The organism is Rhizobium herbae (genome assembly GCF_017873135.1).
In the GTDB taxonomy this organism is placed as follows: Bacteria; Pseudomonadota; Alphaproteobacteria; order Rhizobiales; family Rhizobiaceae; genus Pararhizobium; species Pararhizobium herbae.
In genome coordinates this window covers 519,121-533,056 of record NZ_JAGGJV010000004.1, presented here as the reverse complement: position 1 = coordinate 533,056, position 13,936 = coordinate 519,121, and the positions used below count along the sequence as shown (strand labels likewise).

At 58.9% G+C, this 13,936-nt stretch carries 13 protein-coding genes and 1 tRNA gene; 3 read left to right on the top strand and 11 right to left on the bottom strand.

Annotated features, from left to right (window positions below; translation table 11 throughout):
- Positions 1 to 17: 17 nt before the first annotated feature.
- A tRNA-Met gene (locus J2Z75_RS14150) sits at positions 18 to 94 on the top strand.
- 169 nt (positions 95 to 263) lie between these two features.
- Here the strand turns inward: J2Z75_RS14150 and J2Z75_RS14145 are convergent.
- The 3 genes from J2Z75_RS14145 to J2Z75_RS14135 form a co-directional block, all read right to left on the bottom strand.
- Entirely contained in the window at positions 264 to 683 is a 420-nt protein-coding gene (locus J2Z75_RS14145) for a cyclophilin-like fold protein (protein WP_209853353.1), read from the bottom strand.
- Between the two features lie 166 nt (positions 684 to 849).
- Positions 850 to 2,043, bottom strand: a complete 1,194-nt coding sequence (locus tag J2Z75_RS14140) for an alpha/beta hydrolase (protein ID WP_327791255.1) — start codon at positions 2,041 to 2,043, stop codon at positions 850 to 852.
- Positions 2,022 to 3,254 carry an MFS transporter gene (locus tag J2Z75_RS14135; RefSeq protein WP_234937330.1) on the bottom strand — a complete coding sequence of 411 codons (1,233 nt, stop codon included), beginning with the start codon at positions 3,252 to 3,254 and terminating at the stop codon, positions 2,022 to 2,024. The genes J2Z75_RS14140 and J2Z75_RS14135 overlap by 22 nt, the downstream gene beginning before the upstream one ends.
- 98 nt (positions 3,255 to 3,352) lie before the next feature.
- On the opposite strand from J2Z75_RS14135, the gene J2Z75_RS14130 reads away from it, so the two are divergent.
- Positions 3,353 to 4,240 carry a LysR family transcriptional regulator gene (locus J2Z75_RS14130; RefSeq protein WP_209853351.1) on the top strand — a complete coding sequence of 296 codons (888 nt, stop codon included), beginning with the start codon at positions 3,353 to 3,355 and terminating at the stop codon, positions 4,238 to 4,240.
- A gap of 58 nt (positions 4,241 to 4,298) precedes the next feature.
- Here the strand turns inward: J2Z75_RS14130 and J2Z75_RS14125 are convergent, their stop codons facing one another.
- The 6 genes from J2Z75_RS14125 to J2Z75_RS14100 all read right to left on the bottom strand — a co-directional run bounded on the left by J2Z75_RS14125 (position 4,299) and on the right by J2Z75_RS14100 (position 10,387).
- Positions 4,299 to 5,432: a Gfo/Idh/MocA family protein gene (locus J2Z75_RS14125; RefSeq protein WP_209853349.1), complete on the bottom strand. Its 1,134-nt coding sequence runs from the start codon at positions 5,430 to 5,432 to the stop codon at positions 4,299 to 4,301.
- Between the two features lie 85 nt (positions 5,433 to 5,517).
- A complete protein-coding gene (gene iolG, locus J2Z75_RS14120; protein ID WP_209853348.1) occupies positions 5,518 to 6,516 on the bottom strand; it encodes an inositol 2-dehydrogenase in 999 nt (332 codons plus the stop codon).
- A 63-nt stretch (positions 6,517 to 6,579) separates the two neighbouring features.
- The gene (locus J2Z75_RS14115) at positions 6,580 to 7,380 is read right to left on the bottom strand and encodes a TIM barrel protein (RefSeq protein WP_209853346.1); all 801 of its coding nucleotides are present in this window, start codon (positions 7,378 to 7,380) and stop codon (positions 6,580 to 6,582) included.
- A 21-nt stretch (positions 7,381 to 7,401) separates the two neighbouring features.
- Entirely contained in the window at positions 7,402 to 8,202 is an 801-nt protein-coding gene (locus J2Z75_RS14110) for an ATP-binding cassette domain-containing protein (RefSeq protein WP_209853344.1), read from the bottom strand.
- Between the two features lie 2 nt (positions 8,203 to 8,204).
- Complete coding sequence (locus tag J2Z75_RS14105; protein WP_209853342.1) at positions 8,205 to 9,326, bottom strand: ABC transporter permease; 1,122 nt, start codon at positions 9,324 to 9,326, stop codon at positions 8,205 to 8,207.
- A 113-nt stretch (positions 9,327 to 9,439) separates the two neighbouring features.
- A complete protein-coding gene (locus tag J2Z75_RS14100) occupies positions 9,440 to 10,387 on the bottom strand; it encodes a sugar ABC transporter substrate-binding protein (protein WP_209853340.1) in 948 nt (315 codons plus the stop codon).
- Positions 10,388 to 10,599: 212 nt separating this feature from the next.
- On the opposite strand from J2Z75_RS14100, the gene J2Z75_RS14095 reads away from it, so the two are divergent.
- Entirely contained in the window at positions 10,600 to 11,592 is a 993-nt protein-coding gene (locus J2Z75_RS14095) for a LacI family DNA-binding transcriptional regulator (RefSeq protein ID WP_209853339.1), read from the top strand.
- A 202-nt stretch (positions 11,593 to 11,794) separates the two neighbouring features.
- On the opposite strand, the gene fabF is transcribed toward J2Z75_RS14095, so the two are convergent.
- The gene (fabF, locus tag J2Z75_RS14090; RefSeq protein ID WP_209853337.1) at positions 11,795 to 13,060 is read right to left on the bottom strand and encodes a beta-ketoacyl-ACP synthase II; all 1,266 of its coding nucleotides are present in this window, start codon (positions 13,058 to 13,060) and stop codon (positions 11,795 to 11,797) included.
- A 177-nt stretch (positions 13,061 to 13,237) separates the two neighbouring features.
- Positions 13,238 to 13,852 carry a TetR/AcrR family transcriptional regulator gene (locus J2Z75_RS14085; RefSeq protein ID WP_209853335.1) on the bottom strand — a complete coding sequence of 205 codons (615 nt, stop codon included), beginning with the start codon at positions 13,850 to 13,852 and terminating at the stop codon, positions 13,238 to 13,240.
- Positions 13,853 to 13,936 lie beyond the last annotated feature (84 nt).

Genomic DNA, 13,936 nt, shown 5'->3' with positions numbered 1-13,936 from the left:
AAGGGATTTGCGCTTGGCGCGGGGTGGAGCAGCCCGGTAGCTCGTCAGGCTCATAACCTGAAGGCCGCAGGTTCAAATCCTGCCCCCGCAACCAAATCAAAAACGTGTAAACTTGCCAACGCAAGTCGCTTCAAAGAAAGCTCCTCGACATAACCGTCGAGGAGCTTTTTGCGTTCCGATCCGGAAAAATCAGCCAGCCGCAATCTTCGCAATCAGAACGTTAAGGGAAGCCGGGCCCGCTGTCGATTTGTGCCGCCGTGGATCTAGCGAGCGTTGTCGATTTTGACGGTGACTTTTCCGGGTCGGTCAAAGATTGCGACGTCACCTTTTACCTGACCTAAAATCACGATGCCCGGCGGCGGCACGCGCCCTTGACGGTAATAGATGACGAAATCAGCCGAACTCCACAGGCCAAGCGTACCGGCAGAGAACGGGCGCTGGCGCGGAGCGGAGGGTAACGCGGCTGGCAGGCCGCCTGTTTTTTCCTGACGCAAATGATCGTCCATCTCGATCGTCAACGGCAGCATATCAGCAAGGGCGCGAGCGGCGGCGTTGTCAGCCAGTTCTGCGGTGACGTTGCCCCAGTCGGACGAGATTAGAATATGGTCCTGCGCCAATGCGGATCCTCCAAACTGTGACGTCAAGAAAGCCGATGCCAATATCGCGCTTACGATACCTTTCATGGGTCACCTCCATTGCTCGTGCAGAGCTGTTTCCGGCCGATATAAACTATGGCGGAGAGCAAAACTCGTAAGGTGCCTCGGCCACAGGTCAGACACCGACCAAGGCGATGGGGAGGTGAAGCCTGACGCCACGAGAGGCGTGACAGGCTCCCTTGCTTCTTTGTCCTCAGGCGAGGTGCTGATCGAAAAAGCCCTTCAGCTTGTCGAATGGGATAAGATCCACGCGATCGTAAAGATCGACGTGACCCGCGCCCTTGACCCAAACGAGTTCCTTTGGCTCAGACGCACGCCTGTAGGCATCTTCACTGAATTCCTTCGAGTGCGCCTGGTCCCCCGAAATAAACAGCATCGGGCGCGGGGAGATCGTCTCGATGTCGTTGAACGGGTAGAAGTTCGCGAACTTGACCACGCTGCTCATCGTCGGCTTGGTGGTGGTTTGCTTCGTCGCACCTACCGGGGTGAACTCGCCGCGAGGTGTGCGGTAGAAATCGAAGAATTCGCGCTGGACAGGGTCGGTGTCGGCCGTCAGCTCCAGGGTGGTGCCGCCAACGTACAGGATGTCTGCCCCGTCGGCCTCTGCCCAACGCTGCTCGGCAGCAGCGGCGATGAACTCCTTGCGCTGCTCGACGCTCTGGGAGTGGTTGAGCGCGTTGCGGAACGCAGAACCCATATCGTACATGCTGACGGTCGCGACCGCCTTGATCCGCGGATCGATCTTGGCGGCGCTGATGACGAAGCTGCCACTGCCACACACGCCGATGGCGCCGATATTGGTGCGATCGACGAAGGCATGAGAGCCGAGGAAATCAACACCGGCGCTGAACGCCTCGGAATAGACTTCTGGCGAAACCAGATTGCGAACCTCGCCTTCGCTTTCCCCCCAGAAGGGAAGGTCGATGGACATGGCGACAAAGCCCTGTTCCGCCATCTTCGTCGCATAGAGATTGGCGCTCTGCTCCTTCACCGCACCCATCGGGTGGCCGACGATGATCGCCGGGCTCTTGGTTGCACGGTCAAGGTCTTTGGGAAGGTAGAGATTGCCGGCGACGTTCATCTGATACTGGGTCTTGAACGTCACCTTCTGCAGGATCACACGATCGCTGGTGTAGAAATTGGACGCGCCGTTGGACATGTCTTGAGCCTTTGCATTCGTGGAATCGAAAATGGACATCGCCCCAAGCACCGCGACGCCGGCACCTGTCATCTTGAGCAGGTGGCGGCGATCGATGTCGATCTTCGGGAGCTGTGCGCCGTCTGGGTCTGCTTTGTTGGTCATCTGAATGTCTCCTTGAGTGGTGATGCGATAGAAATTGATCCGGATGGAACGACCGCTGAGTTTCAGCGGCGTGTCGAACGCCACGCGACTGCGGCCAGAATTGATGAGCCGACGAGCAGGACGGCGGCGAACAGGAAGGTGGTCCACCAGCCCGTGCTGTCGAACAGCATGCCGCCGATGGAAGCCCCCAGGGTAATAGCGAGTTGGATAGTCGCCACCTGCAAGCCGCCTCCTGCCTCCGCGTCGTCGGGCATGGTTCGGCTGAGCCAGGTTCCCCAACCGACCGGGGCGGCCGTTCCGAACAGACCCCAGCCGATCAGAAGGACGGCAGTGACAGTAGAGGACGATCCGAATGCAATCAGCCCCAATGCGATGACGGCCATGATGAGCGGGATTGCACAGAGAATGCTGAACAACCGCTTTTGCAGCAGATGGCCGATGAGGGTGGTTCCTGCGACTCCCGCCAAACCCATCAACAGTAGCAGGAGAGAGAGGGTCGATATCGAGACCGCTGTCACGGTTTCCAGGAAGGGACGTAGATAGGTGAACAGTGCGAACTGGCCCATGAAGAAGAGCATGATCGACGCCATGCCGATCGCGGTCTGCGGGCGGAGAAGCAGCCTGAATACATTCGGCGACCCCCCGTTGCGACGCGGAGGCAGTGACGGCAGGCTGAGCCACTGCCAGACCAAAGCCAGAAGAGCGAGCGGAACGACGGCAAAGAACGCGCCGCGCCACCCTATGTAGTTGCCGAGCAGACTTCCCAGCGGTGCTGCGATCGTCGCCGCAATGGCATTACCTGCATTCAGCATCGCAAGGCCCCTGGGCACAGAGTCTTCCGGAACCAGACGCATGACGATCGAGGTCGACATCGACCAGAAGCCGCCGATTGCGATACCCAGCATCGCGCGCCCGATCATCAGCACGAGATAGTTCGGGGCGAATGTGACGATCGTTCCTGAGATCACCAGGATCAATGAGAACGAGGCGAGAACCAGCCGCCTGTCCAGTTGCCGCGTCAGACCTGCCACGAACACGCTGGTGAGGACGGCGAAGATGCCGGAGATCGAGATCGCCTGGCCCGCCCGTCCTTCGGTGACGTCCAGTTCTGTTGCAATCGGCGACAGAAGGCTGACTGGCATGAACTCCGATGCAATCAGGACGGCGACACATAGTGCCATGGAGATGACAGCGCCCCAGGCTGCGGTCGGCACAGCCGAGCTGGCGGCTGTCGCGACCCCGGGTTTGACGTCGTCGTTGTTGAAGTCGGTTCGTGTAAGAGCTTGCTGTGTCATGGCGGCAATATATGCGGCGCGCATTTCGAAGATTAGCCATTGCAATTCGCTTGGACTTATCGACTGTTGATATCAATGAAGGATGTTATGAGGCGACCATGAAGCGCGAAGATCTCAACGACATGCTCTGGTTTCTGGCGGTTGCGGAAGAGCGGAGCTTTACCAAGGCGGCCGCCAAGCTCGGTACGTCGCAGTCGACGATCAGTCATACGATCAAGAAGCTCGAAGCCCGGATGGGACTGCGCCTTCTGACGCGCACCACACGCAGCGTCGTTCCGACGGAGGCGGGCGAGAGGCTGATCCGCTCGCTTGCGCCCCGCATCGAAGAACTGGAAACCGAGATCGACCAGCTCATGGAGTTCAGGGACAAGCCGTCGGGAACCGTTCGCATCACGCTTTCCGACTACGCCCAGGAAAGCGTCGTCTGGCCGAAGTTGCGGCCATTATTGCGCAACTATCCCGATATCAAGGTCGAGCTTAACAGCGACAACGGGTTTCGCAACATCGTTGAAGAGAAGTTCGACGCGGGCGTGCGACTGGGTGAAAGCGTCGACAAGGACATGATCGCAGTCAGGATCGGTCCGGATTGGCGCCTCGTCGCGGTCGCCTCTCCGCAGTATCTAAGCTCTCGGGCGGTACCTGAGACGCCGCAGGACTTGGTCGGTCACGACTGCATCAATCACCGACAATCACGAGCTGGTGGACTGTATGCCTGGGAGTTCGAGAAAAATGGCCGGGAGGTTCGCGTGCGGGTCGACGGACAACTGATTTTCAACACGTCCTATGCGATGATCGATGCGGCAGTTGCGGGATACGGCATCGCCTATGTCCCCGAAACTCTCGTTGAGCGAGACCTCGGTGCGGGGCGATTGATACAGATCCTCGACGACTGGTCGCCCATGTTTCCGGGCTATTACCTGTTTTATCCGAGCAGACGGCAGAACTCGCCTGCGTTCAAGGTCGTGGTTGACGCTCTTCGCGTTTGATCGGCCTTGGGGTTCGAACTCATGGTGGGCGCTTTGTCCAGGCATCCTGGCGGTATCCCTAGCTGAGTATGCGGGTCCATTTGCCGCTGGCGTGTGAGCTGGCCATGGCGTGAACCACTCTTTCGATCTGAATGCCTTGGGAGAAATCGACCAGCCTTGCCGTTTCGCCACTCAAAGCCTTGAGTATTTCGTTGGCCTCGATCACCTTGAGCTCGTTGAAACCAAGGCCATGGCCCGGCGCCGGGATGAAGTGATTGTACGGTGTGTGAACCGGGGCAATCAGGATAGTGCGAAAGCCCTGTATTTCAGCATCATCGGAGCGCAAATAGAGCTGAAACTCGTTGGCGCGCTCCTGATCGAACAGGATTGCCCCCTCGGTGCCGAAGATCTGAAGTGCGATGCGTCCCTTGCGTCCCCAGGCAGACCGATTAACGATCAGTGTTCCCGTCAGGCCATCGCGGAAGCGCATCAGCGCCGCAGCGATGTCAAATGTTTCCACGGGCTTGTCTTCATTGTCGGCGCCCTTCAACGTCTTGAACGGACGGGCCGCATCGGCCATGACCTCGACGGGAAGGCCGCACAGACGCTGCAGCAGAGACAGGGGATGCACGGCGAAATCATCGAGTGCTCCATAGCCGGACTCCACCCGGTGCTTGAACGAATGCGGCATGTCCGGCGCGGCCATGAAGTCTTCGTCCATCTCTACGCGGATATTGGTGACACGGCCGATCCGTCCATTCTTGACCAGAGTTTCGATCTGTCTGAATGCCGGGCTTTGTATGTAATTGTAGCCGAGCACGCACAGACGATCCGTGCGTTCGGCCGCCGCTAGCATAGCCTCGCCGTCTTCCAGTCTGGTGGACATGGGCTTTTCGCACCAGACATGCTTTCCCGCCTCAAGCGCGGCTATCGTCATGTCTTTGTGGAACTGGTTCGGCGAGGTGATCGAAACAATCTGAACGTCGGGATCGTCGATCACTGCGCGCCAGTCACCCGAGGATTTCGAAAATCCGAACTCCGTTGCGCGCTGTTTCGCAAGGGCTTCGTTGACTTCGCCGAGATGAACGAGGCGCGGCCGAATGTCCGTGCCGAAAGTGGCCGCGACCGAGTTCCACGCCAACGCGTGGCACTTCCCCATATAGCCGGTACCAATGAGTCCAATGCCGAGTGTCTTCAATTCAAGTCCTCGCATAGCAGGGTCAAATCCAGATCGGATGTTCAAAATCGTATAAGGTTATAGTTTAGACCAGCCTTTTTGTGCGGCAAAAAAGCTGCTCTTACCTTATCTCAGCCAGGCTGACGGATTGGCCGGTGGCCAGCGACCGGGTCGCTGCTTCCGCAACCGCCAGCGCATTGACGCCGTCATCGAGCGAAACCGGCAGTGCCGATCCCGACGTGATGGCCTCGACGAAGGCGTTCCACTCGATGGAGTATGCGCGCATGTAGCGCTCGAGGAAGAAGAATTCCGGCTTGGCGCCAGTTACGCCCGCCCTGGTGGATTTCGTGACGGTATTTTCCAGGATGTTGCCGGCGGAAAGCAGACCCTCGGAGCCCAGCAGTTCGATCCGCTGATCGTAGCCGTAGACGGCGCGCCGGCTGTTCTTGATGACAGCAATGCGGCCGTCGGCGAACTTGAGCGTGACGGCGGCGGTATCGACATCGCCCGCCGCGCCGATGTCCGGATCGACGATCGAGCTTCCGATGGCGGTGACCGTCTCGGGCGCGCCACCGAAGATCCAGCACGCCATGTCGAAATCGTGGATCATCATGTCGCGGAACAGGCCGCCAGAGACCTTGATGTAGGACACCGGAGGCGGTGCGGGATCGAAGGAGGTGATGGACAGAAGCTCCGTCTTACCGATGTCGCCCCGGTCGGCGGCAGCCTTGAGGGCAGCGAAATTCGGATCGAACCGGCGGTTGAAGCCGATCATCACAGGTTTGCCGGTGCCCGCCGCAGCGATCTGGCAGGCGCGTGCGCGCTCGAGGCTGAGATCGACGGGCTTTTCGCACAGCACCGCCTTGCCGGCCTTCGTCGCCGCCTCGATCAGGTCCGAATGGGTGTCGGTCGATGTAGCGATCAGAACCGCTTCGATGGCGGGATCGTTGATGATGTCTAGGCTCGAACGCGCCTCGGCTCCATATTGCGCCGCCAGCTTTGCAGCGGCGTCGGTGTTGACATCAGAGACCGCGACCAGCGTGCTTCCGGCATTCGACGTGATCGCTTTTGCATGGACGTTTCCGATTCGCCCTGCACCGAGAAGACCAACTTTCAGCATTTTCATTCCTTTTGACATGTATGCAGCCGTTTTCTGGCGAACGACCGCGCAGAGAGGGGATCGTTAGAGTGTGAACGCCTGGCGGAAGCGGCTCAACGCCAGCTCGTCGTCCTCGGACGGCCAGGCTTCAAGGCCGATGACACCCGAATAGCCCATTACATTCAGCGCACGGGCAATGGCTGGGTAATTGATCTCGCCAGTGCCCGGCTCCTTGCGACCGGGCACATCCGCCACCTGGATTTCTCCGATGAACGGGAGCGCCTGACGGCAGAGCTCGATGAGATTCCCTTCGCCGATCTGCGCGTGATAGAGATCGAGATTGAGCTTCAGCGACGGTCGATCGATCGCCGAGACCAGGGCAATCGTGTCGGCCGCCTTGGCGAAGGGCGTCTTTGGATGATCGACCGCCTCATTCAGGTTTTCGAGAACGAAGGTCACACCTTCTTCCTCGCCAAGGTCGGCAATGCGGTTGAGGGTATCTCTTGCCTTCAGCCACATTGCGCCGGTGACGCCGTCAGACCTGACCACCGGCAGGCCTTGTCCGTCCAGACCCGTGCCATGAAGATTAAGCCGCGGGCAGCCGATTTCCTTTGCAACGGGTATGGAGAGGCGCGCCGTCCTGATCAGCTCGTTCGCACCATCGTCGTCCGCAAGCGTCCCTGTGACATAGCCGGTCATCGACGAGAACGTCGCGCCGGACCGCGCCAGGGCAGGGATGTCATGCTTGGTCCAATCCCATATTTCCGCGACAAACCCGAGCTCGGTGATCCGCTTCAGCCGATCTGTGACCGGCAGCGAGCGGAAGACCATTTCCGCGCAGACTGCCAGCGTGAAGGCCTCCGGACGTGCGTGTTCTTCCGTCATTATTACAATCCTGTTCGTGAATTAGATGGTGCCGCCGAGTTCGTTGGAGAGCGCCTGCAGTTCCTTGCCGCCCGCCATCATGTTCTGAAGCTCGTCGATGGAAATCTCGCTCTTGGCATAGGTCCCGAGTGTCTTGCCGCGATTGAGGATGGTGAAGCGGTTCCCGACGGCGAAGGCGTGGCGCACATTGTGGGTGATGAAGATCACGCCGAGGCCCTTCTGCTGCACATGGTTGATGTATTTGAGAACCATGGACGTCTGCGCCACGCCGAGCGCCGATGTCGGTTCGTCGAGGATGAGAACCTTCGCCCCGAAATAGACCGCGCGCGCGATCGCCACGCATTGCCGCTCGCCACCGGACAGCGTTCCCACCGCCTGGTTGGGATCCCGCACATCGATCCCGATCTTGTGCATCTCCTCGCGTGTCACGGCATCGCAATGCTTGAAGTCGATGTAGCGAAAGGGCGGGAAGCCCTTGCGCGGTTCGCGTCCCATGAAGAAGTTGCGCGTCACGGACATCAGCGGGATCATTGCCAGATCCTGATAGACGGTTGCGATGCCGGCATCGAGCGCGTCGCGCGGGCTGGAAAACACGACGGGCTTTCCAGCAACGAGAAGCTCGCCACCGGAAGGCTTGACCACGCCTGACAGCGTCTTGATCAATGTCGACTTGCCTGCGCCGTTATCTCCGAGCAGGCAAAGGACCTCGCCCTGCAGCACTTTCATCGAGATTCCCGAGAGCGCGATCACCGAACCATAATGCTTCACGATGTCCCTGGCTTCGATGATCGGGGGCGTGGAATGGGATTTCATATCAGCCATGCTCAGCGCTCCCCTGTGACCTTGCGGCGGATGAAGTTGTTGAAGAGGACGGCAAGCAGCAGCATGGTGCCGAGGAAAACCTGAAACCAGTCGGAATCGAACTTCGTGTAGGTCAGGCCGATGGAGACGAGACCGAAGATGATGGCTCCGAAAAAGGCCCCGATCGCAGACCCATAGCCGCCTGTTAGAAGGCTTCCGCCGATGACGGCTGCGATGATGGCTTCGAACTCCTTCTGAAAACCGCGTCGGGCATCCGTCGATCCGGCATCGAGCACCGTGATGATGGCGACGAGAGCGGCGGCGCATGCAGTCAATGCAAACAGCCCGGTCTTGACGCGATCGACCGGTACGCCTGAGTTTCGGGCAGCATTGGCATCACCTCCGACGGCGAAAATCCAGTTTCCAACCCGGGTGCGCAGCAGGACCCAGGTCGCGACGCCGGCGAGACCGATGAACCAGACCACGGAGACCGGCACGCCTGCGACCTTCGGGACGCCATTGTCGAACTTCTCGATCAGGTCATTTTCCGCCAGCCAGGCAAAGAAACCCTGAAAGGCAAGGCCTGAAAACAGGCTCGCAATAGAGGTGTCGCCAACGGCTTCGCCAATACCGCGGAGCTGAGTCGATCCACCGGTCGCCCATTTCAGGCCGACAAGTGTCAGTCCGCGAAGGATGAATAGGAAAGCCAGGGTGACAATGAATGAGGGAAGTCGTGTGCGGATGACGATCTGCCCGTTGACCGCGCCGAGTACAGCGGCAAAGAGCAAGGTGAAAAGGATCGCGATCCAGAGCGGTTGGCCGAAGTTGACCAACAGGCCACCGAAAATCAGACCTGCGAATGCGACCATCGATCCGATGGAGAGATCGAATTCTCCACCGATCATCAGCATCGACGCTGCAATGGCCAGAATGCCGAGCTGCGATGCCGGCGCCAGGATCGTCATCATGCCCGACAAGGAGAACATAGACGTGTCGGCTGTGAAGAAGAAAAATACGACAACCATGATAAGACCCGCAACGGCACCGAGCTCGGGCCGGCGCATCAGGCTTGTCAGGAAGTTGACCTTCTTGATGCGCTCGTCGGATTTAGTGGATGTGGCTGGAATTTTGATGGTTTCAGTCATGGTTCACTCCCGTGGGCGTCACACGCCACAGCCATGCAGGATAGCGGGTAGGGTCGGTCGGCAGCCCCTCCGTTGAAGGGACTACCGACGCGCGCTATGCGACTTGGGTTAGATCAGCGGATGCCCTGAGCCGACAATTCAACGACCTGAGCCGCCTTGTCCTTGGTGATCAGGTTCGGGCCCGATGGAACATTACCGCCCGGGATCAGGCCGTATTTCGCGTTGTTCGCCAGGAAGACCGTCGACAGATAGCCCTGCAGGAACTGCTGCTGGTCGATGGCAAAGGCAGCTTCGCCCGCAGCGACCGCTTTCAGGAAATCGGCAGAAAGGTCGAAGGTGGCAATATTGACCTTACCGGCCTTGCCCACGGCCTTGATGGCCGCAAGTGCGGGCTCGCCGGCCGTGCTTGCACCCAGCGCCATGACTGTATCGATCGCTTCGTCCGCGCTCAGAGCCGCTTTGACCTTGGCTTCGACTTCCGCCGGATCGTTGGACACGGGAAGGACAGAGACAGTACCGCCGAAGCCATCCGAAAAGCCCTTGCAACGCAGGTCGAGCGAGACGTTGCCCACTTCCTGGTTTATGCAGATGCCGGTCTTTCCACCCATCTGGTTCAGTTTTTCGCCGGCGGCTTTACCCGCACCGTACTCGTCCTGGCCGACATGCAGCAAAGCGCCGAGTTGCTTCGATACATCGGAGCCGGAGTTGATCGAGATCACCGGAATGCCGGCTGCCACGGCCTTTTCGATCGACGGTCCGAGAGCCGAAGCGTCCGGGATCGACACGATCAGACCATCGGGCTTCTGGTTGACCGCAGCGTCGATCAACTGGCTCATGGCCACCATATCGAACGTTTCGGGCGCGCGATAATCAACCTGGACACCGGCATCCTTTGCGCCGGCTGTCACGCCATTCTTGACCACAGACCAGAAGGGGTCGTTCGCCTGGCCATGAGTCACAGCAATGATCTTGATGTCTTGTGCGGATGCCAGGCTTCCGGCACCTGCAACGGCTGCAACGATCGAAACACCAAGCGCAAGCTTCTTGATAAGCGATTTCATAAAAACTCCTCCCAAAGGGTGTCCCACACCTCCCAGCGCGAGAGCCACCAAAACGCCTCAGACGGCGCGTCCTCCACTTTGCTACCGGGTGCACATTTCTTGCTACCGGTAGCAAACGTGCATATCTATAGGATTCTTGCTAGAAGAAATCAACCATTCATTTCGCGATCAGCAGAAATGGAATAAACGTTTCGAAATGGAGAAGTTCGACCGTGAAGCGAGCGACGGCGCAGAACGTGGCGATGGAGGCGGGCGTTTCAAAGTGGACGGTCATCCGCGCATTTACCCCGGGTGCATCGATCACGGAGGCCAGCAAAGCCAAAGTGCTGGAGGCGGCAGAGCGACTGAATTACCGGCCGAACCTGTTGGCCCGGAGCCTTGCCACCAATTCCACACATCAGGTCGCGGTTCTCGTCGATGACTTTGCAAACCCGCACAAGCTTCCGTTTCTTGAAAAGCTGACCGCTAGCCTGCAGGCGGAGGGGCTCGTGACTATGTTGATCAATATCAATCAGCATTACAACCACGTGCATGCCATATTGAATGCCGACCAGCGGCAGGTTGATGCGATCGTACTCTTTGGTACAGCGTTTCGCGATGAGATGTTGACAGATCACAAGCTGGGACGGGGTGGGCCTCCGATGTTTGTTCTTGCTCGAGATAGCCAGATCGAAGGTGTTCCCGCTATTTCCTGCGATGCGGTCGTGGCGATTGCCGAGATCGGCAAGCACCTGTTGGAAAGGGGGTATCGGAGGCCGGGATTTATGGCTGGCGCGCGTACATTGTCTACGGCGCTTGGCAGGCGGAGGAACTTTAAGGAGTTCTGGCGAACCACTCTCGGCGTCGAACTCGTGGAGATGTCCGCCGAGCGCTACAGCGCAGAAGCCGGCGCGCAGGCCGCCCGGGACTATCTGTCCCAAGTTGCGCCGGAAGACCGGGTCGATGTCCTCATGTGCGAAAACGATGCCCTCGCGTTCGGAGCGATGGATGTTGCCCGCAGCGAGTTCGGGTTACGTGTCCCCAACGATCTCGCCATTGTGGGCTTCGACAACGCTGCCCCAGCGGCGTCACCAGCATACGGCCTGACAACCTATGAGCAGCCGACCGACCAGATGGTCAAAGCGGCAATAGACATGATTCTGGAAAGAGCACCGAGAGAGACAGTTAACTTCCGGGGCAAGCTTGTTGTGAGAGATTCAGCTTGATTGATCAAACAATAGGACAGACCAAAACGGATTCGGGCAGTCAGGGGATAGCAGCAGCCATCGGCTCTTGGTTTAGATCTGGTGCTCGCGAGGGCTTAGTAGGCAAGCCTAAGCATGCTCCGAGGTGAGAGGGCGTTCGATAATGCCGGGCGCTGTCAGAGATTTCCGATCAGCCAACGGTTGGTGAGCGGCGGCGGCCCCCTTATGTCCAGCGTCGGAATACTGCGCTGGCGTTGACCCCGCCAAAGCCGAAACCATTCGATATGGCGTACTCAGAGTCGATGTGCCGCGCTTCATTCGCCACGAAATCGATACCGGCGGCTTCTGGATCCGGCGCATTCAGGTTGAGGGTCGGTGGTGCAATCTGATCGCGGAGCGCCAAAATCGTGAAGATAGCTTCCAGCCCTCCGGCCGCACCGAGCAGATGCCCCGTCGTTGATTTCGTCCCGCTGACAGCCACGGAATTGTTGGAACCGAAAACGCTCTTGATAGCTCTGATTTCACCGAGATCGCCAACCGGCGTCGAGGTGGCATGTGCATTCAGATGGCCAATTTCACGCGGGGCTATTCCCGCCTGCGCAATGGCAATCTCCATGGCCCTGCGCGCACCATTGCCGTCCTCGGGACCGGAGGTGATATGGTGGGCGTCGGCTGTCGTACCGTATCCGACCAGTTCGGCAAGCGGCGTGGCGCCGCGAGCAAGCGCATGGCTCAACGCTTCGATAACCAGCATGCCCGCTCCCTCGCCCATGACGAAGCCATCACGCATCATGTCGAAGGGACGCGATGCCCGGCTCGGTGTTTCGTTAGAGCCGGTCGAAAGGGACCGAGCCGCGGCGAAACCACCGAGACTGACGATATTCATGCAGGCTTCTGTTCCGCCGCAGATAGCAATGTCGGCTTCATTGGATCGGATGAGCCTGGCGGCATCGCCGATCGCCTGAATGCCGGCAGCGCAAGCGGTTACCGGTGCGCCGAGGGGGCCTTTGAAGCCATGGCGTATCGAGACTTGTCCCGCGGCGAGGTTGACGAGAAACGACGGCACGGTGAAGGGCGAAAGCCGACGGACACCGCGTTGGTCGACGGTGCGGACCGCCTCGGTGATCGCGGGGAAACCTCCGATGCCCGAAGCGATGATTGTCGCTGTTCGCAGCCGGTCATCATTGGAAATGGGTTTCCATCTCGCCTGGGCGAGCGCCTCTTCGGCGGCCGCCAGTGCGAAGATGATGAATCGGTCGACCTTGCGTTGATCCTTCTGAGCCATCACGCTATCCGGATCGAAGCCTCCTTCGGAATCTTCCGCGATTGAGGGGACCACTCCGCCTATTTTGGACGGAAGATCCCCGACGACATCGTCCCCCAGTCGCCGAATCCCGCTCTGACCTTTAAGAAGGCGCGACCAGGAGATAGCGACATTCGCTCCAAGGGGGCTTACCGCTCCCATTCCTGTTACAACGATACGACGCATCTGTTTTCCACCTGTCTTGTCATTAAAAATAGGCACGCCTCAAGCTTGCCGGCCGGCGATGCAGCCAGTTCACGTTCTCGAAACATGCATTTTGTGCCGGGTTCAAAGAGCGCTGTTCGCCCGCACATTCGGGCGGAAGATCAACTCGGACCGGTCATCGGCGCCAAATAATCGAACCTAGCGATAGCCTTTGGCGACAGCGATCGCTTCAGACGACTCCTCACCGCGTGCAATGCGTCTGACTTCGCCAGCGGCTGCGTCGAGGATGCCTTGCGACAAATTCTCGTCCTGCATGATCCGCGAGAGTGTGACAGCGCCCACCATCAGCGACAGTATCGCCATCGCCTTGCCACTGGGATTGGAGCTCCTGGCGTCACCCATCAGTTCATCCAGCACCTCGAAGTGAGCGCGGATACCATCCTCAAATGGACGCCTTACCTCTTCGCTTTGACGGGCGGCGTCTGATCCCAACGCCACTACAGGGCAACCTTCCGCCTTTTCTCCACGATGGTCCTGGGAGAGGTAGAACTCTATAACTGCTTCAAGCGGATTGGGGCTGCTCGCAGCCGTCGCCCATCTGCGGGTAGCGCTTTCAAGCGCGCGCCTGGAGGCTTGCGCTGCAAGATCGTCCTTGGACGAGAACTGCTTGTAGAAGCCGCCCTGCGTAAGGCCCGCACCCTTCATCAGGTCCTTGAGGCCAATACCATCGAAGCCGTGCTCTCGAAACAGACGGCTGGCGACGTTGATCACGGTCTCCCGATTTTCCTCGGCCTGTGCGCGGCTCACTCTCATATCGATCTCCGATTAGATTTCATTTGACATCTATAGCGCAAATAGAGTTAGATCGCAATCTAAATTATCCGTGCCGCTGGTCAA